General features: G+C 35.5%; 18 protein-coding genes. 10 read left to right on the top strand and 8 right to left on the bottom strand.

Going from position 1 to position 25527, the window contains the following annotated elements; genetic code table 11:
- Positions 1 to 119 precede the first annotated feature (119 nt).
- The gene (locus VB776_RS13565) at positions 120 to 629 is read left to right on the top strand and encodes a phosphoribosyltransferase family protein (protein WP_323330530.1); all 510 of its coding nucleotides are present in this window, start codon (positions 120 to 122) and stop codon (positions 627 to 629) included.
- 2 nt (positions 630 to 631) lie between these two features.
- Here VB776_RS13565 and VB776_RS13570 read toward each other — a convergent pair whose 3' ends face one another.
- Positions 632 to 2158, bottom strand: a complete 1527-nt coding sequence (locus VB776_RS13570; RefSeq protein ID WP_323330532.1) for an NADH-quinone oxidoreductase subunit N — start codon at positions 2156 to 2158, stop codon at positions 632 to 634.
- A gap of 74 nt (positions 2159 to 2232) precedes the next feature.
- Between VB776_RS13570 and VB776_RS13575 the strand changes: the two genes are divergently transcribed.
- Positions 2233 to 3243: a sensor histidine kinase gene (locus VB776_RS13575; RefSeq protein ID WP_323330534.1), complete on the top strand. Its 1011-nt coding sequence runs from the start codon at positions 2233 to 2235 to the stop codon at positions 3241 to 3243.
- Between the two features lie 2 nt (positions 3244 to 3245).
- Here VB776_RS13575 and VB776_RS13580 read toward each other — a convergent pair whose 3' ends face one another.
- A complete protein-coding gene (locus tag VB776_RS13580; protein ID WP_323697240.1) occupies positions 3246 to 4901 on the bottom strand; it encodes a complex I subunit 4 family protein in 1656 nt (551 codons plus the stop codon).
- A gap of 45 nt (positions 4902 to 4946) precedes the next feature.
- On the bottom strand, positions 4947 to 6866 hold the full coding sequence (nuoL, locus tag VB776_RS13585; RefSeq protein WP_323697242.1) for an NADH-quinone oxidoreductase subunit L: 1920 nt from the start codon (positions 6864 to 6866) through the stop codon (positions 4947 to 4949).
- 222 nt (positions 6867 to 7088) lie between these two features.
- Between nuoL and VB776_RS13590 the strand changes: the two genes are divergently transcribed.
- The 8 genes from VB776_RS13590 to VB776_RS13625 all read left to right on the top strand — a co-directional run bounded on the left by VB776_RS13590 (position 7089) and on the right by VB776_RS13625 (position 14207).
- On the top strand, positions 7089 to 7664 hold the full coding sequence (locus tag VB776_RS13590) for an acyl-CoA thioesterase (protein ID WP_184128325.1): 576 nt from the start codon (positions 7089 to 7091) through the stop codon (positions 7662 to 7664).
- Between the two features lie 118 nt (positions 7665 to 7782).
- Entirely contained in the window at positions 7783 to 8322 is a 540-nt protein-coding gene (locus VB776_RS13595; protein ID WP_323697243.1) for a DUF2911 domain-containing protein, read from the top strand.
- A gap of 378 nt (positions 8323 to 8700) precedes the next feature.
- Positions 8701 to 9723 (top strand): sensor histidine kinase, encoded by a 1023-nt coding sequence (locus tag VB776_RS13600; protein ID WP_323697244.1) that lies wholly within the window; start codon positions 8701 to 8703, stop codon positions 9721 to 9723.
- Positions 9720 to 10499 (top strand): LytR/AlgR family response regulator transcription factor, encoded by a 780-nt coding sequence (locus VB776_RS13605; RefSeq protein ID WP_323697245.1) that lies wholly within the window; start codon positions 9720 to 9722, stop codon positions 10497 to 10499. Before VB776_RS13600 ends, VB776_RS13605 begins: the two co-directional genes overlap by 4 nt.
- Before the next feature lie 295 nt (positions 10500 to 10794).
- A complete protein-coding gene (locus VB776_RS13610) occupies positions 10795 to 11571 on the top strand; it encodes a sterol desaturase family protein (protein ID WP_323697246.1) in 777 nt (258 codons plus the stop codon).
- Between the two features lie 67 nt (positions 11572 to 11638).
- Entirely contained in the window at positions 11639 to 12037 is a 399-nt protein-coding gene (locus VB776_RS13615; RefSeq protein ID WP_323697247.1) for a hypothetical protein, read from the top strand.
- 51 nt (positions 12038 to 12088) lie between these two features.
- Positions 12089 to 13129: an alpha/beta hydrolase family protein gene (locus tag VB776_RS13620; protein ID WP_323697248.1), complete on the top strand. Its 1041-nt coding sequence runs from the start codon at positions 12089 to 12091 to the stop codon at positions 13127 to 13129.
- A 13-nt stretch (positions 13130 to 13142) separates the two neighbouring features.
- A complete protein-coding gene (locus VB776_RS13625) occupies positions 13143 to 14207 on the top strand; it encodes a serine hydrolase domain-containing protein (protein ID WP_323697249.1) in 1065 nt (354 codons plus the stop codon).
- A 96-nt stretch (positions 14208 to 14303) separates the two neighbouring features.
- Here VB776_RS13625 and VB776_RS13630 read toward each other — a convergent pair whose 3' ends face one another.
- From VB776_RS13630 to VB776_RS13650, 5 genes are all read right to left on the bottom strand, one after another.
- Positions 14304 to 15302, bottom strand: coding sequence for a DUF4382 domain-containing protein (locus VB776_RS13630; protein ID WP_323697250.1), 999 nt, complete (start codon positions 15300 to 15302; stop codon positions 14304 to 14306).
- Between the two features lie 574 nt (positions 15303 to 15876).
- Entirely contained in the window at positions 15877 to 20604 is a 4728-nt protein-coding gene (locus VB776_RS13635; protein ID WP_323697251.1) for a pectinesterase family protein, read from the bottom strand.
- Between the two features lie 119 nt (positions 20605 to 20723).
- Complete coding sequence (gene pelA / locus VB776_RS13640) at positions 20724 to 21791, bottom strand: pectate lyase (protein ID WP_323697252.1); 1068 nt, start codon at positions 21789 to 21791, stop codon at positions 20724 to 20726.
- 118 nt (positions 21792 to 21909) lie between these two features.
- Entirely contained in the window at positions 21910 to 23568 is a 1659-nt protein-coding gene (locus VB776_RS13645; protein ID WP_323697253.1) for a DUF5123 domain-containing protein, read from the bottom strand.
- Positions 23569 to 23666: 98 nt separating this feature from the next.
- Positions 23667 to 25481: a RagB/SusD family nutrient uptake outer membrane protein gene (locus VB776_RS13650; protein ID WP_323697254.1), complete on the bottom strand. Its 1815-nt coding sequence runs from the start codon at positions 25479 to 25481 to the stop codon at positions 23667 to 23669.
- Positions 25482 to 25527: the final 46 nt, after the last annotated feature.

Raw genomic sequence — 25527 nt, forward strand, 5'->3', positions numbered from 1 at the left:
TTTAAGTACAAGATGAAATTATAGGGAAATTACCTGTAATGATTTGTTTTAGGTATTTTTGAATGCTAATTTTAACATCTTAATGAAACATATCCAAGACTTTTCAAGCATTGTAAATTATGGAACTTATCGAAAGCCAAATCCTGAGTCAGACACAAGTACTTCAAAAAATTAGAAGAATTGCTTTTGAAATTTATGAAAATAATTTTGAAGAGTCTGATATTGTCATTGCTGGAATCAGAGGACAAGGTCATGCTTTTGCTAAATTGTTGGCAAGTACGCTTAGAGAGATTTCTCCTTTAGAAGCCAGTGCCGTTTTGATTGATGTTGATAAAAATATTACTTACGAAAGTCCAGTAGAATTTGACTGCGACGAAAGATTCTTAGAACGCAAAACTATCATCGTTGTTGACGATGTACTGAATAGTGGCAGAACATTAGCTTATTCATTATCTCCATTTTTAAGTATTCCCGTAAAACGCATTCAAGTAGCTGTAATTGTTGATAGAAATTACCGTCGTTTTCCTATCATGGCAGACTACGTGGGTTATGAACTTTCAACAACTTTAAGCGAATACGTTTCTGTTGTGTTAGACGACGAAAGCCGAATGGGCGTCTATCTTAAGTAAAGTTACAATTGGCTGATGATATTCATCAACCAATCTGCTTTGAAGAATAAGCCTAAAATTGGTAAAACTAAAAGTATCGCTAAGGCTAATTGTCCAGTACTGAGTTTAAAGATTTTGCCTTCTTCACTTTCTTTAAAGAACATCAAGAAAGGGATTTTTAAGTAGAAGAATAAAGAAATTACAGTATTTAATAAGCCAAAAGCGAAGAGTAATAATAATATTTGTTTTCCCGATAATTGGTAGGCTTCCCAAAGTGCAGAAAATAAATTGAGTTTCGCAAAGAAACCAGCGGTTGGTGGTAAGCCCGCCAATGAAATCATCACGATTACAACCAATGTTCCAAACAATGGATTGATTCTTCCTAAACCTTTAAAGTTGTCAATAGAGAATTTTGAAGTATTTTCTGCAACATTATTGTCAGTTCTATTAGCGGCTAAATCAATCAATAAAAAGGCTGAAAAATTCGTGAACAAACTTACGATTAAGTAAAAAACTACACTTTTTACTCCCAATTCAGAAAGTGTTACCAAGCCAATCAACATAAAACCTGTATGAGCAATGGTTGAATAAGCCAATAATCTTTTGGTATCATTTTGCCATAAAGCTGAGAAATTCCCGAAAGTAATACTTGCCAAAGCGATTACTGCTGTAAGTACTTGCAAGTCGTTCGGAACAGCTGAATAAAAGCGAATAATGACTAGAAAAGCTGCAATTTTAGGTGCTACAGCAAAGAAAGCAACAATTGGAGTTGGAGCAGATTGATATATATCTGGCGTCCAGATATGAAAAGGACTAGCTGATATTTTAAATAAGAATCCACAAAGTGTAAGTACAATTGCAATCGTCGAAGCGATATTATCTGTTTGAGCAATTCCCCTTGAAAAGTCTGGCGAAGCAATGTTCAAAGTACCCGTCATGCCGTATAATAAAGACATTCCATAAAGCATAACTGCCGAAGCCGCCGCACCAAATAGAATATATTTTAAACCACCTTCAGAAGCTTTTTTTGTTTTATTAAATGCTGTAAGAATGTAGGATGAAATAGAAACGATTTCGATAGAGAGATAAATCATTAATAAATTCACCGACATCGTCATTAGGTTTAAACCAATCAATACGCTAATGATTAAAGGGTAAAATTCACCAGCATATTTTCTTTTTGAGACATAAATATGTGCCAATAGAATAATGACAGAAAGCGTACAGAGTACTTTAAAGAAAATGGCTTTGCTGTCTAATATCAGCATTTGCCCAAACAAGAAAGTATCATTTGTGTTTGAAAACTGTTGTATAATTTGATTTAGAGCAATTAAAACTGAAATCAAAGAGATACCCCATAACGTATTTTGATAAGCGTTTTCGTTAGTACTTTCAGATAAATCAGATTTTTTAGAAGCGTATTTATAAAGGAATAATTCAGCAATAATAAGGAGTAAAAAGACCGCCCCCAAAAATACTTCAGGAGAAATGATGCTCAAACTATCAAGAATATGGGCAAGTAAATCGGGCAAGTAAATTATTTTGGTCATTATTTTTCGTCGCAAGCGTGTTTTATTCTACTTTTGTTGTTATGTTTGAGTTTAACTTCAATTTTAGTAAAATTATGAATAAAACTAAATTCTACTGGTTGATTCAAATGCTCTGCTGGTCGGTTGTCACACTTCTTTCCATCCAACACATTGAATTTACTGATTTCAACCAATCTACTAAAACTATTTATTTAATACTTTATTTTTTTACAGGTCTGTTATCAAGTCACTTTTATAAAATTATTATCGGTCGATTTCATCCAGATGACATTACTCATCTTCAAAATGCACTTCTCCCGATTGTAGGTGCTTTGTCGATAGGCTCTGTTTATACCGTTCTCGATTATCAATTATATAATTATTCTGATACTTCTTTTGGAGCTTTCGTTGTGATTTTCCTGAAAAATGTATGGAAAGTTTTGCCTTGGTTTATGTTTTTTAATTTGTTCCGTTTTCTCAGTATTTATCAAGACAGAAAACAAAGAGAATCACATACCGAAAATTTATTAAGAATATCAAAATTAGAAAGCCTTAAAAAACAGTTAAATCCTCATTTTTTATTCAATGCTTTGAATAGTATTAAGGCTTTGACACTTATTGATAATGTGCAAGCTCGTGAATCTATCATTCAATTATCTGATTTACTCAGGCTTTCTTTGAACCTCGGCGAACAACAAAAAGCAACACTGAGCGAAGAACTTCGTTTGGCTGAAAATTACCTTTCTCTTGAAAAGCTTCGCTTTGATACTCGACTCGAATATGATTTCCAGATTCAAGAAGACATTGGAAATATCTTAATTATGCCAATGACTATCAATACGCTTTTAGAAAATGCTGTAAAACATGGAATCGGACAATTAAAATCTGGTGGACATATCAGAGTTACTGCAAAGACTGAAAAAGGTTATATCATTTTAAGTGTTGAAAACTCTGGTGTTTTTGATCCAAGACCTAAAAGTAATGAAGGTGGTATTGGACTAGAAAACCTTAAAAAACGCCTAGACCTACAATATGGTGATAATGCTTCTTTGAAAATTATGAATGCTCAAGGAAAAGTATCAGCCATTATTAGAATGCCTTACTGATATTAAAATAATTTTAATAGCTCAGAAATGGTAGCGTTCGTCAAATCGAAAATGAGATGAGGAAAAATACCAAATACCAAAGCCAAGATTGCTAAAGGATAGAGCATTGATTTTTCTCTGAAGTTTAAGTCTTCTAAAGCTCCTTCAAATTGTCTAACCCAGTATTTCCCAAAGAAAATTCTTTGTAAAGTCCAGAGGAAATAACCAGCGCCTAAAACCAAACCAAATGCAGCGATTGCCGTTAACCATCTTGGAATTAACGGGCTATTAAAACCGCCCATTAAAGTAAATACTTCACCAATGAAACCTGAAAAAGCAGGTAAACCCAAAGAGGCAAAAAAGGCAATAGCTGTCATGGCTGTGTATAATGGCATTTTATTCGCCAAACCTTGATAGCTATCAATACGGCGGTCGTGTGTGCGGTCATACAAAACACCCACCAATAAAAACAACATTGCCGAAAGTACTCCATGCGAAAACATTTGATAGACCGCTCCGTTGATACCTTCGCTGGTTAATGAGCCAATTCCTAAGAGGACAAAACCCATGTGCGAAACCGAAGAGTAAGCAATCATTTTCTTCAAATCATTCATGGCTAAAGCATTGAATGCTCCGTAAATAATGGATAATACACCAAAGGCTACAATCACAAAAGCGTATTCAGTCGCTACTTCTGGAAAAATTGGATAGGCAATTCTTAAAAAACCATAACCACCAATTTTCAATAATATACCTGCAAGTACAACCGAAACTGGTGTTGGTGCTTCTACGTGGGCATCTGGCAACCAAGTATGTACTGGTACAGCTGGTAATTTAATACCAAAGCCTATCATCAATAAAATAAAAGCTAAAGCACGAGCAGAGAAATTGAAAATCTGAGTTCCAGATAAAATATTTAACCAAGAATCAGGAAGGAAATTCCCTGCATCTGGCATAAATCGTAAATCAAAAGTATGTACAATTTGCTCTGAAGGAATTTTTAGGTCTTTCAACAGGTTTTGTACTTCTGTAATAATTTGTGGCGTGATTTCCGAAACATCATTAATTAAACCAATTCTGACAGCCGTTTCTACTGGGTCAACTACTGAAAGATACAGGGCAATCATTACGATTAAGATAAAAATAGAGCCGAATAGAGTATAAAGGAAAAATTTGATAGAAGCATATTCTTTTCTTGGTCCGCCCCAAATACCAATCAAAAAGTACATGGGTAACAGCATGAATTCAAAGAAAAGATAGAACAAGAACATATCCAAAGCCATAAAACAACCAATCACTGAACCTGTCAATAGCAAGTAAAGCGAAAAGTATCCTCTTTCTTTTTGTTCAATTTGAAAAGATGAAATCGCTCCAATAAACATCACAATGCCCGTCAATAAAACCATTGGCATACTGATACCATCTACGCCCAAAAGGTAGTCGATAGAACCAATACCCAAATTTCCCAATGGTATCGTTATCCAATCCAATTGTTCAAGGAATTGATAATCGGCAACATCGTAGTTGAAATTTTGGTATAAGTAAATACAAATCGCTAATTCTATCGCTGTAACGCCTAGCGTAAACCATTTGAAATAAGCTTTGAATTGGTCTGGTGAAAAAGCCACAACCAACGAAGCAATCAATGGTAAAAATATAAGTACTGATAAAATGGGCATAATGATATAAGAATAATTGTGTTTGCTGGAGTCTCAAACGCAATATCAAGATGAAAAAACGATAAAAATAACCAATGCAATCAAGCCTAAAAACGACATGGCTACATAAAGTTGCACTTTACCCGCTTGTACTGAACGAGTAACTTTTCCGATTAGTCCAGCAAAAAATGCCATCGCATTCGGAATTCCATCAATAAATTTGGCATCAAACCAAGCAATCATACTAGCAATTACTACTTGTATTTTAGCAAATCCATTTACGAATTGGTCAAGATAATCTTTGTCTAATACTTGTAATAAACCTGATGTTTTCAATACTGGATTAACAAAGGTTTTTTGATAAAGAACGTCTAAAGTCGGAACTGTAAATTCAAATACTTTATTTCTGGATAAATAACCTAAAGCAATTCCCGCAAAAGCCAAGCCAGTAGAAAGATAAGCAACCCAATGATTTTCGCCTGATTTTTCTATTATTTCAGGTTTCATAAATTCCCAAAACCAAGTACTTTCAGCATTGAGTGGATTGAAAGTAAATATAAAACCAATGGACAAAATCGCTAATAAACCGATGGGAAAAGTGATTTTCCAAGAACCTTCATGAATGGCAAATACATCTGCTTTTTCGTTTCTGAATTCACCGAAGAAAATCATCCAAACCTGACGAGTCATATAAAAAGCTGATAACAAAATACCGATAAAAAATACTACGGATATTACTTGTAGGGCTAAACTTTGATGTTGTTCTGCCTGTGCAATTATTTGTGCAAGGATAGAATCTTTCGATAAAAACCCAGAAAAGAAAGGAATCCCTGCCAACGCCAATGAACAAACCACATAACAAACGAAGGTAAAAGGCATTCTTTTACGTAAACCGCCCATTAATCGCATATCTTGTGTATCAAAACCGTGTCCTGCATGATGCAAAGCATGAATGATAGAACCCGCACTTAAAAATAATCCAGCTTTAAAGAAAGCATGGGTTAATAAATGAAAAATAGAGGCATCAGAACCTACTCCTACAACCATTAAGCCGACCTGTGAAATGGTAGAATACGCTAAAGTCTTTTTAATATCTGTTTGAAAAATTGCATAAACTGAACCCATCAACATGGTAATACAGCCAACTGAAGCGACTAACACAGATTCATCAAAACCGAATAATGGATGAATACGAGCCAATAAATAAACTCCAGCTACAACCATTGTGGCAGCGTGAATTAATGCTGAAACGGGCGTTGGTCCTTCCATCGCATCGGGCAACCAAGTATGCAATGGAAATTGTGCCGATTTACCAATACATCCACAGAAAAGTAATAAGCCTGCTACTGGCACTAGCGAAGTATCTGAAACATTCGCCATTTCGCTACTAAATGATAGAAAATTGCTATGTCCAAACAAGTAATAAGCTAGAAAAATCCCCAATAAGAAGCCTACATCACCCACACGATTCACGAGAAATGCCTTTTTGGAAGCATTCACGGCTTCTGGTTTTTGGTACCAGAAACCAATAAGCAAATAAGAACTCAAACCTACCAATTCCCAGAAAGCATACATTACCAATAAATTATCGGTCAAAACAATGCCAAGCATCGAGAATACAAATAGGCTTAAGAAACCAACATAACGATATTGGTCGGGTTCTTTTTCCATATACTCTAACGAGAAAATCTGTACCAGTAAAGCAATGAAGTTTACTAATACCAACATCATTAAAGTCAGCGAATCTGTTAAGAAGCCAAAAGAGTAAGTTTCTTTTCCGAGTACAAACCAATTGAAAACCAAATGTGGATTGGCGATGTGCAGATTTTGACGAAGAAGTACGATTGAAAAAATAAGGTTTAGCCCTGTTAAAGCGATACTTAGCCAAGCGGTCAAAGTATTATATTTTTTACCCAACAGAATTGGCATAATAAACCCTGCGAGTGGGGTTAGTAAAATGAGCCAAATCAAAGTGGAAGGATTCATAAAGCTTAATCACGAAGGTTTTTATACTCCTTCGTAGAGATTTTCTTGGAAAATTTCAATTTTTGTGCAAATATACGGGTCAAAATGTATTTACTCCTAATCGAATTCAGATAAAACCCACTAAGTTTGTGGAGTAATCTCTTAATATTCAATATTTCTTTGCAATTAATAGCATTTCCTTGCTTTATTTTATATTCTTAATTAACCAAATACTTTAATACGATGGATAACGCAAAAACAGTAAACTATTCAAGAACGACCATTACAGAGCTAATGATTCCGTCTTATGCTAATTTTGGAGGGAAAATTCACGGAGGAATTTTATTGTCATTAATGGATAAGGTGGCTTATGTATGTGCAGCCAAGCATTCGGGAACTTACGTCGTTACAGTATCGGTAGATAATGTTGAATTTAAACAACCCGTAGAAGTAGGTGAATTGGTTTCATTGCATGCTTCTGTAAATTATGTGGGCAATAGTTCTTTGATTGTAGGTATTAAAGTAGTGGCTGAGAATATCAAAACGGCAAGTGTAAAACATACAAATACTTCTTATTTTACGATGGTTGCCAAAGATGATCATGGAAAATTGACGGCTGTTCCACCATTGATTTTAGAAAGTGACGAAGACATCCGCAGGTTTTTGGAGGCACTCAAGCGTAAAGAAATCAAGAGTTCATACAAAGAGTTATTACATGATGCCAAAACTTGTATGGAAATTGACGAAAACTTACATTTATTAGATGCCGAACGCTGTATTGTAAAGCGTGAAAAAGATATGCAGAGCGAATGGATATAAATTAATAATTAGGTGTTTGGAATCATTTTGAAGCCAAGAGAAAATGGCGTATTTTTACAAAATTGATTCCAAAGTTTATCCTAATCTACTTATCCCAAATCTCTCTAATTGAGTATTCATGATGAAAATATTAAGAGTTATCCTCATTATCCTAGCAATTTTAGCTTCTCTTGCAGTTTTTTTTAGATTTTATTACACCAAATCGTTTAGTCCATCTTCAACGGCAGAATACGAAAAAAATGGTTTAAGTATTACTGTAGATTATTGTCAGCCTTCTAAAAAAGGCAGATTGATTTTTGGAACAGATACCGAAAAAGCCCTTGTGCCTTATGGAAAATGGTGGAGAACAGGAGCGAACGAAGCAACAGTTATCAAGTTTTCAAAAGATGTAACAATTGCAGGAAAATTACTCAAAGCAGGTACTTATACGCTCTTTACGATTCCAGAAAAAGGAGATTGGACAATCATTTTTAATGCTGAAGTTGGGCAATGGGGTTTATCTTATGATGAAAAGAAAGATGTCTTGAAAGTAGCCGCTCCATCTACTCAAACAACAGATAGTGCAGAAAAATTTACCATTGATTTCAATGAAAAAGAAGTAGGCGTTGATATGATTTTACATTGGGATACTACAGTAGTAACTGTTCCAATTCAATAATTGTATTTTGTATCAAAATCAAAAAATAAACATTTTGCGGTTTTCTTCGGTTTTGATATGCTTGAAGTATCTCGTGATATACTTCAGGTATGTTGAGAGATACTAAATCCCGCAAAATACCGCAAAAAAGTATCTCGTGATATACTTCAAGTATCTCGTGAGATATAAATTACCGCATAATACCGCAAAAAAGAGTCTCTCGATATACTTTAAGTGTGTCGGGAGACTCTTTTTGTATCAATAGCTATATAAAAAATATACACTCTTCAATCGTAAATGAAATATTTTATCTTTCATCTCAAACACTTCACCCTCTATTTTTTCAGCTTTAACCAATTTCTAAACTTATTCAGTTGATTTTTTTTAGTAATTTAAATCATGGATAAAAATGAAAAATGGATATGTTGGTATAGCTCGCTATTGATTGCCTTGCTTGTTAACGCTACTCGTTTGTTAGCTTTGAGGGAGAAAGGTATTGTTGCTCGCTACTGGCAATTTGATTTTGCCGAATACAGTTTTCAATTGTTGTATAATTTGGCATTTTGTGGATTACTTTTTTACCTTAATTTAAATCCTTACCGAAGCTTTGCACAAATTCTTTCACAAAAGAAATATGGTAAACTTTACTTGCTCAATGCTTTTGTGGTGCTTTTGGCTATCATACTTGGTTTGTGGGTACAGTCGCATTTATTTGCCGAAAATCATCTGAATGGCGTTGTGCGTGCTGGGTATGTAGCTCGTTTTGGGTTGAGTACTTTACTTGTTGCCATTATTGTTAAGATAATTTTATTGCTCCGAGAAAGTAAACGCAAAGACAATGAACATGAACAATTAAAAAGCCTTTACTTAGAGGCTCAGTTGGAGTTACTGAAAGAACAACTCAATCCACATTTATTATTCAATTCACTCAGTAGTTTATCGGGTATCGTTAGGGAAAATCCCAAATTGGCACAATTTTATATCGTCCATCTTTCCAAAGTATTTCGTCATGCTTTAGTGCGTGCTGGTACAAGTTTGGTTACTATAGAAGAAGAACTTAATTCGCTAAAATCTTATGAACAACTTATTAAAATGCGTTTTGAAAATGCCTTTAGTGTGTTAATAGATATAGATGAATCTTATTTCAAGGCAATGATTCCACATTTATCTTTGCAACCTTTGTTAGAAAATGCTGCCAAACATAATATTGCCACGCTTGAAAAACCTTTGTCTGTACGCATTTATACGGAAGAAAAATGGCTAATTGTTAGTAATAATTTACAAGAAATAACAACGCCAGAAAGTAGTACTGGTATAGGTTTGGTTAATCTGAATGAGCGTTTCAGATTACTTTTGAATACTGATATTGAGATTGAAAAAACAAAAGAATCCTTTACTGTTAAATTGCCTATCAAAATATGAAAGATTTACGCTTAGTATTGGTAGAAGATGAGGTCGCCACTGCCCGAAATTTGGAATATGTATTGAAAAATCTAAACGAAAATATCAGCATTTTAGCCATACTTCAAAGTGTGAGCGAAGCGGTGAATTGGTTCGAGAACAATCAAGTACAATACGATGTAATTTTTATGGACATCAGGTTGGCGGATGGTTTATCGTTCGACATCTTTAAAAAAGTAAACATCCATCGTCCAGTTATTTTTGTGACCGCCTATAATGATTACGCCATTCAAGCATTTAAAAATAATGGCATTGATTATATCCTGAAACCATTTGACGAACAGGAAATAGCAAAAGCCTTAGAAAAGTTTGAAAACCTAACAAAACCTTCTGAACAGGAATTGGACGGGAAAAAGTTAGCCCAATTATTAGATAATGTAAATGCTGGACTAAAATCCTATAAAAAATCTTTCCTTGTTCATCATCGAGATAAGTTATTACCTTTAGAAACGGCTAAAATTGCTTGGTTTTATACCAGTAACGAAATCGTGTATGCCCATACTTTAGATGATAAGCAGTACATCATGGAGTTTACGATGGAACAATTAGAACAGCAAATTGACCCAGCATTATTTTTCAGGGCGAATCGTCAATTTATTGTCAATCGCATGGCTATTCTTGAAATTGAATTTTACTTCAATGGTCGCCTTTCTGTAAAAGTAAAACCCGAACCCACAGAACACATCTTAATCAGTAAAGCAAGAGTACCCGCCTTTAAAAGTTGGATGAATCGCTAAGGATTCATAACTGGACAATTTCAAAAATGACGTACTATTTCCCAGAAAAAGGATAAAATTATTGTTCTTATTCTATTAGCAGGCGAATTAATTCGCCTGCTAATAGAAATTTGTCTGGTAATCAAAGCTTATGATACGTTTTGAATTTAAAGCATTTATATACAATATTTTAACTTCGTTTGTTTTACATCTAGTAATAAAATACTTCACCCTTTAGTTTTTCAGTCTCACCTTTTTTCGCAACGTTGCTATCATTTTTCTTAGCCAAATTTACATCGTATTTAATCCTAAGAAAATGAAACATCTAATAGAACCTTTTCGCATTTATGTACTTCTATTTATTTTTCTGTTGATAAGTGCAGAGATTATTTGGAGTTGGAAAAAACAAAAAGCAACTTATGAACTAAAGGAAACACTTGCTAATATGATGATATTCATAGGTTTTCAGTTTTCAAAATACTTGTTTGCGGGTTATCAGCTAAGTACTTTGAGCTTTTTTGCAAAACATTCTTTTCTGACCTTGCCACATTCGCTGGGCATTTTTCTACTAACTTTTTTTGTCACAGATTTTATTTATTACTGGTTTCATCGGTCATCACATTTTTGGAAACCACTTTGGGCATTTCACCAAGTACATCATTCTGCGATGCGAATGAACCTTACAGCAGCTTATCGGCTCAATTGGTTTTCGGCAATTGTTAGTCCGTTGTTTTTTGTACCAGCTGCATTGTTGGGATTACCAATCGACTTTATCATACTTTCTTATGCCCTGAATCTAGTTTATCAATTCTTTTTACACACCGAAGCCGTTGGAAATTTGGGTGCTGTAGAAAAAGTTTTAGATACACCTTCATCCCATCGGGTGCATCACGGCAGTAACCCAATTTATATAGATAAGAATTTTGGAGGAGTACTGATTATTTGGGATAGACTTTTTGGCACATATCAGCCCGAAACCGAGAAAGTACAGTACGGTTTAACCACAGGATTTTTAAGTTATAATCCCTTCAAATTAGTGTTACAGGGTTTTGTAGATTACTTCAAAACAATAAAATTCAGTAAAGTAGAATAGAAACAAATGTTTAATCTCTAAATCAAGTACTTATAATTCATTCAATTAATAATAAACTATCAAAATCATGAAAAATCACAAAAAAATCAACGTCGTATTAACAGTGTTTACACTCTTGTTTTTACTAATTTCTAAATCATCGTTCGCTCAAGGTTCGGGAAAACTAAAAGGAAGTACAGTCGAAGAAAGAGCCAGTTTTCAGACAGAATGGATGAAAGAAAAACTTCATCTTGATTCTGTTCAAGTACAAAAAGTAAAGGATATTAACCTAAAATACGCCTTGAAAAACGAACCAATTATGAAAAGTAGCGATGGTAAATTGGCTAAGTTTCGACAATTAAAAGCCAATCAAAATGAAAAAGAAGCTGAACTTAAAAAAGTATTTAGCAGAGAGCAGTTCAAACAATACGAAGTAATTAAAGACGAATTACAAGATAAAATGAAGGAAAAAATGCGGAATCAATAAGCTTACAATAATGAAATCATTCAATAAAACCTCTTCTATTAATCCAAAAAAATGAAAGCAATCCTATTTTTAATCAGCCTGATGATAATATTATCTTGTTCAAAAGTTGAAGATACTAACGTTGCCGAGCCAATTGATGATGATTTGCAAGGACCAATTTCACGCCCAACGTCAGGTTATGGTGTTGATGGAACTTACAAGGTAGCAGAAATTAGTTTTCCTAATCCGCTGTATGCTGGAACTTCTGTGAGTATTTTTTATCCAGATGGAGTAAATTCTGCCAGACCAACTATTTTTTATTCACATCCTTATGGTGGAGAAGAGAAAGAGTATAACAAAGGACTTTTTGAATTTATAGCCAAGAAAGGATACGTTGTAGTATTTGTCCCTTATCCAACAACGGGTGTAAGTATTGATGAACGCTACAATACTTTGTGGCAAGGTTTCAGCAAAGCAGTAACAGATTATCCGCAAATTATAGATACTAAGAAAGTTGGTTTTATGGGGCATTCCTTTGGTGGTGGGGCTTCAATTGGTTTAAGTTATAAAGCTTTTACCGAAAATGGTTGGGGACAAGATGGTCGTTTCTTGTTTACGATGGCACCTTGGTATAATTTTCAGATTACGCCACAGCAATTACAAAGTTTTCCAGCCAATACCAAAATGATTACTCAAGTCTATGATGAAGATATTTTTAATGACCATCGCATGGCGATTGATATTTTCAAACATATTAATATTGCTGATGCAGAAAAGGATTTTATCTATATAAAACCCTCAACAATTGCTGGTTATACCTATCATACTTATCATAATTTGCCAAATTCCAGAAGTGCTTATGATGCACTTGATTATTATGGAGTTTATCGTTTGTTGGATGCCTTGATAGACTATAGTTTTAATAATAACCAATCAGCTAAAAAAATAGCTTTGGGAAATGGAGCGTCAGAACAAATAACAATGCCCAGTTATAAAGGAGAAACAATGACAGCTTTAGAAGTAACTGACAACCCCAGTCCGAAATACAACCAAAGTAAATACGAGTTTCGTTGTGGAAGTGTTGAAAACCCAAGAATATTAAATTGTAATTGATTGACCCAAAAATATGAAAAAGAATCTTTTATTATTATGGTTGTTCTTGAGTTTAGCAGGGAATGCTTTTGGACAAGAACAGTACGCTAAACTAAATCAATGGCTTGAAAATAATGTTGATGAAATGGGCGGGCGAGCTATTTTGATGGTGTATCAAGATGGGAAAATAGTGTACAGTCATGCTGTCAATCAGATGAATAATCGGCAAAAAATCCTTGGCAAACTGATTGCTTCCCGACAAGGTAAAACAGCAGATTTTAGTGATTATACACCCGATTCAAAACAACCTATTGCCAGTTGTAGCAAATGGCTGAGTGCTGCATTGGTGATGACTTTTGTGGATGAAGGCAAACTAAAACTTACGGATACCGTCGGGAAATTTCTACCTATACTTTCCAAAAATGGAAAAGGAGCAATTACGATAAAACAATGTCTTTCGCATACAACGGGAATTTTATCACCTGATTTAAGAGAAAATTTGAAAGAAATGAGAGCCATCAAAACTATGGATGAGGCTATCGAACAAATTGCTCAATATCCAATGGAGGGACAAGCTGGAAAAGTATTTCGTTATAGCAATACGGGTTTGCAAATTGCTGGTGCAGTAATAGAAAAGATAAGTGGAAAATCTTTTGAAACATTATTTGCTGAACGTATTGCATTACCACTTGAGATGAAAAACACCGATTTTGGCAATGCAAAAGTAGCTTTACCTGCTGGCGGTGCAAGTAGCACGCCGAATGATTACATGAATTTCTTGACAATGATTTTGAACAAGGGAAAGTTTCGGGGAAAGCAAATTCTTTCAGAAAAAAGTATTGCTGAAATGCAAGTAAATAGAATTACTACGGAAGTAAAAGTCGCACATTCACCTGCGGAGGCTGGTGGATTGGGCTATGGATTCGGGGAATGGATTATGGCAAATGGAGCAATTAGTAGTCCAGGATTGTTCGGGAGTTTTCCTTGGATTAATAATGAAAAAAAGTACTGTGCATTTTTAATGACATTTTACCTGAAATCAGAGGGTCGTCAAGAGAAATACGTTGAACTTAGGAAGCTGGTTGAAGCATCGTTATAATAAAAATATAAAAACCCCTTTCTTGCTGGCGGTGCAATCAGAGGTTTTTAGGTACTGCAATTTATTGATTGAGCTTGATAAGCAAATTATAGCTTACTAGATGCCAATGATTCCAGTTACTGCTAATGTTAATCTAATATCTGTATTTGATTTTACTGAAATTTTGTTCAAATCTAAGCTACTTGAAAGGTTCAAGAAAGCATTTAGTGTTGCAGATGAATTGGCATCGCCTGAAGCTTTGTAAGAAGCGAAGTGAATTTCATAATCACCCTCCTCTAAGAACGATACTTTGAAATTACCATTTCCATCTACTTTTGAACTTGATACTGCATTTTTGAATTCTACAGAACTATCACCTTGTCCTTTAGCTTCAGTACTTTGGTTAAATTCACCTTTTTTATAGACATAAGCGACAACATTACCCATTACAGCTTGATTGTATCCACTCATTTGTCCTGAAATAGTACCAGTAGTCGTTTTATTAACAACTCTGAAAGACGACTGCAATTCACCATAAGTTACGAATGAATAGTTTTTCTTAGCGTTCTCATTATATGTTTTGATGGCTTTTCTTAAATCGAAATCAATCATTAAATCTGTTGTTGCATTTTGAGCAATGGTAAAGGGTTTAGTATTTACATCTAATGAATTTCGTGCATTACCAGCAATCACCAATTTACTTTTTGTTCCATCTACTTTTGAAAGATAACAACCAGGAGCATTACCAAATTGGTCTTTTTCATAATCGAAAATAAAAGTCAATTTGCTGTAAGTACCAGTTTGGAATTGTCCATCACCCAAAGTAAAGAAATTACCATTATTCAGTTCAGCAATGTTAATGGTCTTTGGCCCTTGGAAAGCATCATATCTTTTTCCGTCTAATCTTACTTCCGTAACCGTTACAAAAGCACCATTAATTTCGGCATTGTCAATTGGAGCATCAGTAATGCCCATTCTTACTTGTCCTTTTGGAGCATTCGGGTCTTGTTCTGTCGCCTCTGGCGCTACATTTTCATCATCTTTACTGCATGACCATTGTAAAGTAGCGATTCCGAAAGCCATCAAAGCATAAATAAGGATTCTTTTAGTTTTCATAAGACATTATAAAGTTTAAGATTTGAATGATTGAATTGGAATTTTGCGTTTTTGGATATTTACTCGTTAATCTATATTTCTTAATTTGAATCTGTTGTTCTGCTTAGTGAATGTAAAAAGATTATGCTTAGCTGATGAAAAGCCTAGTAATTAGAAGCTATAAAAGGAAATGGATAATTGTAAATTGTTGATTTACAGTATTTTGATTGTTGAAGGAGTTTTGTTTCTTCACATCATTGTGTGATAGAAAATCGGAACTTTATGCTTGAAAAGCTTTTTGAAGCTGAAAGAGTAATAAGGTAAAAATTGGGGAATTTGTGTAGAATTTGTGTAGTTTTTTGGACAATTCAAAAGAATGCAGACTATTCACAAAATAAAGTAGGTGTGTAAAATATATCAGTATAAAACTTGTAGCGGTCTCTTGCAGTTACCGTTTAACAATTCAATTAAGGAAATAAAAACGGTAACCGTGAAGGTTACCGTTACATGGAATTTATTCTTTCAGCATTGGTAGTAATCTCAATTGCTTTTTAAACCAGAAAATGTTTATCAAAATCTAATTTTGATATGACAATTAGTTTTTGATAAACTTCAATACTTCTCGATACTTGTCCGTCAAGTATTCAATGAAATATTGACCAGAAGATAAATATTCAAGATTGATGATGGTAAAGCTTGAATTGATTTGTGTATCAATTTGTTGGATTTTTTGTCCACTTGCTCCCAAAATACTTAAACTCGCTTTACCTGCTGGGTGAAATACTTTCAACGATTGCTGTGCTGGATTTGGACCAATAGAAATTTTATTCACAGGTTCTTCTTCCACCGCTAAAGGAGCATTAACTGAACCTTTTAGGGCTAACATTTTTTCACTCATGCCCGAAGACTTATGTGTAATATTTCCTGTAAAATTACCAATCAGTTTAGCTGTCATTCTTACAGCGATACTTGTTTGGGATAACTTTCCAGACGTAGCTGTAAGTTTTAAACTAGAAGCTGCATTTACCCAAGTTGTATTATCTAAAGAAATTTCAAAATGAGGCGGAGGCATCAGAATGATTTCACCCAGTAAATTTTCACCTGAAAGCGTATAAGTTTGAGTATTTGCAGGAACACCGCCAATCAAATAAACAAAATCTTGTAAATTTTGACTAATGTTAAGCGTTGGAGCAGAGGCTGTTAAAATTGCTTTTACAGGTAAAGTAATAGTAGTAAAACCTTCAGTACTGTGCGAAATATTTCCAGTATAATTTCCCGCAGTAGCAGTATTTACTCTTACATAAATGGTTGTTTGGGCAATTTTTCCAGCACTTGGTACTAGTTTTAAAGTAGTACTTGAATTAAACCATGTAATTCCATCTTTTGAAACTTCAAAATTAGTGGGTGCTGTGATACTCAAATCTTGTGTTAGGTTTTCGCCTGTAATAGAATATGTTTGAACAGGAGAATTTGTACCAGCCATAAAAGTAAAATCACCGAGCGATTGAGTAATATTAACCACTACAGGTTTTACAGCATTCAAATCTTTGATAGACCCCAAAATACTTAAATCCTTAATTTTTGCATATCGTCCCGCACTTGAACTACCCGTACTAAAATACATTCTGATTGTTATTGAATCTCCGGTTGCTAGATTGATACCATTTGCACCATTTAGAGCTAATTGGTAGAAAGTTGCTGTTTCACTAGGTTCTGAAACAGGCAAAGCAGGCGTGGCAAATGCACCATTGGCAGTATTGGGCATCGGAATGCCATTAATCAAACCGCCAGAAACATCGGCAGAATCAGCCTTAAAACCAGTTTTAGAATAAACTACAGCAAATTTTCCAGTAGCAGCGGCATATAAAGCCATTTTCAAATTGATAGAATCAACTTTTACAGAATAACCTGATGACGCTTTAATGACAAATTGTTCATATAATCCACGGTTTAAGTTATTTCCAAAACCACCGCCAGCAGTTGTCCACAAACCTCCGCCATCTGTTGAAGGAGCGAACGCTTGTCCATGCAAAGCAGAATAAGCAGGAATTACCGAATTATTAGAAAGCCTAAGTCTTTTCAAAACTGGTTTGGTAACGATTACTCCTTTTGCTCTTAAAGCAGAACTATCATTATCACTAACAATCATCGACCAAAAAGCCAAGCCTTGTGAAACAGGCAGAGGGTCGGTTTGGGTAGTACCATTTACCGTGATAGATTTACTAATAGCATCTGTACTTGTATGCAAAATATTTCCACTAAAAGTACCTGCTTGGGTACTATTTAAACGCACCAGAATACTTGTTGTTGTAATACTTCCATTGGTAGGTGTCAAGGAAAAATTGCTTACTGAATTCATCCAAGTTTTACCAGCATCGGCAGAAATTTCAAAATTATTGGGGATTGTAATGCTAAGTTTATCTGCTAAGTTTTCAGCAGATAAACTATAAACTTGTGCCGAAGAAGCTTTTCCTAAACCTTGAATAAAATCTTTGGGCGTACCGACTATCGTAATTGTTGGAACGCTTGAAACGGTTAAAGTATCAGATACAAAATCTTTTAAACCAGTTTTGATTCCTTTCAATAAGTAATAATAAGTCTTCCCAGCGGCTGGTGCGGCATCTGTCATTTTGAAATTAATAATGGTATCGCTTGCAGACACGGTTTCACTCAATTTGCTGAAAGTTGCTTTATTGTCGGTACTTCTGTACAATTCATAACGAAGGTCTTTCATCGCCCAAGCAATATTCCATGCGAAAGTCGTTGGTGTAGAAAGGTTTGCTCCTTTTGTTACTTTAATATTTACCAAAGCAATTTCTGCTTTGGCTGTCGTACAAAAATCCGAAGTAGTAGTACATGGATTCCAAGAGCCAAACACTTTGGTATTGTCATAATAAGCCAAGGCATCTGTATCATTCAATTGTTTCGACCAACTTACTCTTTTACTAATATCTGCCAAACTTCCATCATAGCGTTTGTTTTTGTATTCTGCATAAGTAATGATTGAAGTATTTGTGCCAGTATCCCAAGTTGACCAACCTTCTGGTTTTACAATTTTGTTGCCGTAAATACTGTTCAAGAAAACTACTTTATTTCCTTTTTTAGCTACATCTGCCGTTGAAGCATCGTTTTGCCAAGGTCTGCCCAATACATAAGAAGTTACTCCTGTATTCGATGGTAAAATACAATTTCTAAAAATGTAGCCATAAGTTTGGGTAATGGGCGTATTGGCTGCGGTGATATAACTGCCCGCCAATTTATCTCCACGGTCTTTGGCATAAACTACACAAGAATCAAAAACAGTGATGGCACTTCCAAAGATAAAATCAACCACACCGTCGATATAACAATCTTTGAAGTATTGTCTTTTGCCATCACCATTACTTAAAACGGTATCTTGTCCGCCTAGAAAAATACAGCTTTTGGCAACATTTCTATCACCTTCTAAAGAGATGGCTAAAGCCTGTGGTGCGTCACCAGTGGTGTTTTCGACCGTTAAATTTTGTAGATAGCAGTCTGATGCTTTGATGGTTAAAGTGGCAGAAGTACTTGTGCCGAAAGTTCCACCCGCAGGGTTTACTTTGCCAGAATAATCATTCCAAGAAATAATGGTTTTTGCGGCACTTTCGCCAATGAGATGAATAAAAGTTTTATTTGCAACGATTGATACTTTTTCAAGATATTTGCCATTTTTGATAAAGATTCTATAGGGTTTACTAGCATTTACAGGTGCTGCATCAATGGCTGCCTGAATCGTTTGAAAAGTACCAGTTCCGTCTTTTGCCACTACGGCATCATAACCCATCAAATCAATGATTACCGAACCGCCTGCAATTTCACCCGTACCAGTATCTTTATTGATTCCATTCAAGAAGTTCTCTAAATTGGTATAACCATTTGTTGCAATCGTATTTCCATCACTAGCATTGTTGGGATTCAAGCCATTGGCAGTTTCCCAAAGGTCGTCCATTCCGTCTTTGTCGCTATCTTTATAAGGAGTATTTGAACCATATTTTGGAACTCCGCCTACATTTTCTGGACTATCAATTATGCCCGAAGGGTGCGTAACTCCCGCATCTTTTACAGTTGAATACCCAGCACCTTCATAAGTTGCCGTACCATTTTTTGTTTCACGAATAATTCTTGCATCAACAGCATCTCGTCGTGGAAGTATTGCACCAGCACTATCCAATACTGTTAAATATGCTTGTTCCGCAGTTTGTGTTCTTAAAGGAGCAGTAGCAAAAGGAACACTTTGGCGTGCAGCTTTGATTAATTCATCGGCTCTTGCATAACTATCTTTTTGCACGCCTTTCGTCCAATTATCTGCCGAAACATCTGGATAGCCCGCTACTACATTGCCATCAATATAAAATTTACCACCCCAAGTTGTGTCTGTTCCGTTATCTACCACAAAATTGGAGTAATTGAGCAAACGATTTCTTTTATTTGAACTAGAACTTGTGGTTAAATTTCCTGGTGTAGCGGGGCCAGGTTTATAATAATTATTCACCATATTTATTCGGCTGCCTTCGCCTCCGTAAGACGAATTAATATTTCCCCAATTGTACACTACATTGTTTCGGTAGTCAACCAATTCTTCAGAAGCTGGATAGGGAATGTAGCCCGGACGAGTACCACCAAAACGTGGATTTCGAGAAGTATGATGCGCTAGTAAATTATGGTGAAAAGTAGCGTTTGCTCCGCCCCAAATACCACCGTAGCCGTGTTTGCCTTTGTCGTGTTTAGAGTTAAATAAACTTTCTGCTAGAATACACCATTGTAAAGTAAAATTACGAATGCCATAAAAAGAACCTGTTTCATCAATTGACCAGCTCATAGAGCAGTGGTCAACAATGATGTTTTCAAAAAGGTGGTTCCAGCTATTCATAGCGTCGTCATCCACGGCATTATCATCACCAAAACGGCATCTGATATACCGAATAATAATATCTGAGGCAGAAATATTAACGGTATAACCAGTGATACAAATGCCTTCACCCGGAGCGGTTTGTCCTGCAATGGTTAGGTTATTTTGTTTAATTTGTAAACGACTTTTTAGTTTTATTTCGCCAGAAACTTTAAAAATGATAGTCCGATTTGGCTGACTAATCGCATCTCTTAAACTACCCGCACCAGTATCATTGAGGTTGGTTACTTCATAAACTGTTCCGCCTCGTCCACCTTTTGCGAAGCGTCCGCCACCTTCGGCAGTTGGAAATGCTAGTTGTTGAGCCTTGATTGTGAAAGAAAAAAGCAAAAGGAGTATCACAGGCAAAAAAAAGCTTTTTTTGCCTTTACTTAATAGTAAAGAAGTTTTCATCGGATTTTATCAGGAATATATTTTCTGTCAAAAAGGTTAAAAATGCTTAGTTCCCTTTTGGGAAATATTAAAGAGAACTAAGCAATTGGTTGAAATAGAGGTGTTTGGGTAAAAATGTTTTATTTTTTATCCCATTTTTGTAGCCAAGCTGGGTAATCGGTACTTAAAAGTTTGGCTGGCCAAATGCCATAATAAGCATAACCAACACGTCTTTCATTTTCAACTTCTGCTAACGTTGCTCTAGGTACGCTGTCTCTTCCTGTAAAGAAAGGCACGTTTGTTTCGTAATTATAAAATCTTGCCCAAAGTGTTGAATTTGGGTCTGCTTTTACCAGACGGTCTTTACCTTTTGGTAAGGAAGGGTCTTTTACTTCTTCGATTTTAATGCCTACTAATTTTACTGAATCAAGCCAATTAACTGCTGCCTTTATTGATTGTTTAATTTCAGAAGAAGGGTTATCAATCGCCATTAAAAAAGTGACGATACCTACTGTTTCAGCACCACTTAATGAAGGCAATTCAAACTTACGAGCTTTAGCTGGAAGTAAAGTGACACGGTCGTGCTGTGCACACCAAGCTGTTAATTTGCCATTTTGTTTGTATTGAGTATTCAAGATACAAGTAATACCTTTCTGAACAGCTGCTTTAGCCAAAGGTCTTAAAGAAGCAGAAACAGCATCAAAATCATTTTTCGCATCGGCAGTATTTTGCATTACTTTCATGACATCCATCATTGCATTATCATTATAAGTAATGTGTTTATGATAGCCAGAAGTATCAGGAAAGAATTGTCCCCAACCACCTGCTTTATTTTGGGCTTCTAACAAATATTTGATACCTCTTTCGGCAGCTTGTAGATATGCTGGGTTTTGTGTTTTCTTGTAGGTAGAAACTAAAGTATTGATTTCGTTTGTGGTAGCTTTATCGTCGATAGTGGTATCGTAAACTTTTTTTTCGGACAATAATTTAGCTCGTAAACTTTCAGAAATTGTCAATTTATAATTGATAGCATCACCACCGGGTTGAGGCCAGCCTCCATTATCTCTTTGGTACAAAAGCATTCTTTCAGCAACAGAATCTTGTGGATAAGCATTAGTCTGAACACTTTGCGTAATTTGACTACTTTTACAGGCAAGTATTTCAAAACTTACCAAATAAGCTAGCAGGAGGAAGGTTTTTTTTGACATAATTTTTGAATTCAATTAACTCATCCCAACTCTAATGGTGGTTATTCCCTTTAACAAAAGAGTTGGGAATGAGGTATCTCTAATCTTTTTTATTTTAATACTTAATCCTAAAAATAAGCTATTGTACTCTCCAACGAGGGTCACCAGTATCTTTACGACCAGGGAAGCTTGTATCTTTGAAATTGAAATTTAAACCAGAATATGGACTTACCCAAAGTTCAGATGCTTTTTTGGTATAAGTAAATGAAGGCAAACCAGAGATTTCTGTACCTGCTACATAAGAGAAATCGCCAGTTGTATAAGTATTCAAAACAGTAATGTTGGTAACATCTAAACCCGCAGATTTTCCACGAACAGCCAATACGGCAGTTCCAGCTTGATCCCAAGCATGTCCCCAAATACAATTCGAAATTTTAATGCCATTCGTTACGTTACGTAAACCAGCCGCACCACGCCAGTTGAATAATGAACCGCTGTTGGTGGCTACTTCACTTAAAGTACAGTCTTCAATCAATACCGAATTTGAATTCTGACGAGAAGTCAAGAAAATATTGATTTTGCTAAAAGTACTTTTTTGGAAAATAATATTATCCACCGCAGCATTTCCAGCACCATCAGTGTCGGTCGTTAAAATACCATAGTTACCTATTTGATGAATAATAGAGTTTTTAATAATGAAATTATTTGCAAAGAATTTCCCTCTGATACGTAATAAACCACGCATATTTGAAGCAATACAATTATCCAAAGAAAGTTCTTTAACGGTAGTAAGCGTAGAAATATTTGGATTGAAAATATAACTTCCGCCGATGTCTGCTCCGATAAATTCGATATTATTGAAACGAATATAGTCTAAATTAACTCCCGCAGCGATATTTCCGCCACCTGAAGTCGTAATAATCGTTTTTTGCTCCCCAAAACCATAAGCACTTGTTACAGTAACAGACTTAGCAAAATTGTTAGTAGGCATTACATAGGTTGCCCCTTTTTTCAAAACGATAATTCCGCCTTCTACTACATTCAACAAAGCAGTGTTTAAGGCTGTTGGGTCGTCACTTTCTGATAAGTCTATTACATTAGGACTACTGGTATCTACCGAACGACTAATCGTTGTAAAATTATCCCAACCTTTAATTGTCCCGTCGGTAGCATAAATTGCCAATTGATAAGTAGTGAGTGGATTCAGTTTACTAACAATGGTACTTCCAGCTTTTTGGTCGGCTTCCGAAACATCATATTGTGCCAGAGGAGTAGCCAATTTAAGGTCAGTTTTGGCAAATACTTTTACTTTAGCCACCGTTACGCCACCCGTTGACCATCTTATTCTAGCTGCCACATCAATTACATCTGCTGCTGTAGGCGTTGCCATAATACTTGGGAATTTTTCAGTTTTTACACTTCCTAAATCCGACATTTTACTATCCAATTCTGTTTTTGCGGCATGTGCCAAGGCACGCACTTGATAAGTAGTATTCCAATAAAGTGATTCGCCTTTTAGTAAAGTTTCGTCAACAATTACATAATTTGTATCTACTTTAAAAGTAAAATCAGTTGTTTTGAAAGTATCTCTACTAACTTCTACAGTGTAGCCTGTTGCTGCTTTGATATTACCCATATTGACGATGATGGTATTATTTTTGGCAGAAAGTTCTTTGTTTAAAACTGGTCTGAAAAGACGAGTTTCAGCCGTGATTTCTTCTTCAGGTTTGCAAGCAAAGAAAGCCACTAAGCTCATCATTACAATTGCGAAACCTTGTTTTATATGTGTTTTATTCATGAGTATTTCTTTGTTTAATTTTTTGAGTGATGAGTTGTGCGTTAGTGAATTTTGTATTAATAATTCACTAACGCACAATTTATACACGCACAATTCTTTTAAAACTGGTAGCCATCATTTGCCAATTTTCCTTGACTATTTGTAATAGCTTCTGCTGGAATTGGGAAAATGTATCGTGCAACTCCCGGTACTGGACCATTGTAATATTTTTCCCAGTCTTTAGTAATCCAGTCTTGGTAAGTAGTTGCAGTAGGTTTTAAGCTGGCAAGGAAGGATACTCTCGTCCAAGAAGCGTCTGGCGTTCCTACGTATTTACGGCTTGGATTTAATACTTTGAAATTGCCACTGGCATCTCTTTTCCAGTACATATAATCAGGTAATTCTGAATATTTCCCTGAACCTGTAAAAGCTGCATCTGCCATTTCTTTTGTGGTTGCTACCAATTCTTGCGATTTTTTAGCGTATAAATTCCAACGAATTAATTCATATTTACGAATCATTTCACCACCAAATTCCCAAGCTCTTTCATTGACAATTGCATCAAAAAATGTTTGCTTGCTTCCCGAAATACTTGTGATGTAGCTTGTTACTTTTTCTGACCAATATTTAGAATCAAAAGCACGTTGACGTACTATTTTCAATGCTTCTTGGGCTAAAACTGTTGGACCATTCAATTCGTTTTCGGCTTCTGCCAACATCAATAAAACATCAGAGTAACGCAACATTGGCCAGTTGATACCTGTTCCTTTGGCTGTTGAAGCACCAGGAGCTTTATCTAAAAACCAACGACTCCATTTTCCTTGAGCAATGTTCATTGAATTATTTACGAAAACAGCTTGTCCGCTTGTGTTGATTTTGTACAAGGCACAAGTAACATCACGGCGAATATCCAAGGTATCAAAAGAGAAATAATAAGTTGGAGGAATAGCCATGTAATTGTTTCCTGAGCCATAACTATGTGCAGCAGTTGTTCCACCATCAACAGTAATACCGATGTTCCAACCTACGTCACCGTTTCCATTGGCGAATGGTACTTCAAATAAAATATCGCTATTGGTAGGTGTTACAAATTTTGATTCATTCAAAAACACTTGTCTGAAATCTGTTGGTAAAGCACGGTCTTTTAGCGTTATTAATTTCTCTGAATATTCTTTCGCAATTTTATAATACTCTAAATAATCCGATTTACGTTCCATTGCCAAAGAAGGAGTAAGGTAATATCCACCTCTTTGTAATGCCAAGCGAGCAATCATACCGAGTGTATATTCACGATTTACTTGTTCAATACCATAGCTAGTTTGGTCAGCCCAAGACATTTTTCCTTCAATATCAATCAAATCCTGAATTACTTGCGTCAAGATAACGTTGCGGTCTTCTTTTGGTAAAAAGAAATCATTTCCAGCTTTTGGTGCTAGGCGAACATTCGGTACATCCCCAAAATAAAACGTTAACATACTGTACCAATAAGCACGAATGGTATAAGCTTCGCCAAGCATTTGGTACATTTTTTTAGAAATAGTAGCATCCGAAGATTTAAGAGCGGCACTGGCTTCAATGCCTTCAATGGCTACATTACAGTTTCTGATAGCGGTATAGGCGGCATTCCACGTAATACGTAAATCACTGTTGGTTGCAAGGGCGCTTAAATCCCAAATTTGATAACGGTCTGCCGAGCTCGACCAGCCACTTTGGTGTTCGATGTCAGTATTGCCCGCCATGTTATTTGAAAGTCTTGAACGGAAGGCATCTTGCCCGAAAGATTCATAAATGGCATTTACTCCTTTACGAGCATCATCCACGTTTGAATAAATATAATTCGTATCGAAAGTTGACAATGAATCTGGTTCTAAAAAGTCTTTGCAGGATGTCATAAAAATTGACAAGGCTGCGAGAATCACTAATTTCTTTTTCATAATTATTATTAATAACTGTTCGCTTGAACGTTCAGCTATATTTATG

This window comes from Arcicella gelida (assembly GCF_034931025.1).
In the GTDB taxonomy this organism is placed as follows: Bacteria; Bacteroidota; Bacteroidia; order Cytophagales; family Spirosomataceae; genus Arcicella; species Arcicella gelida.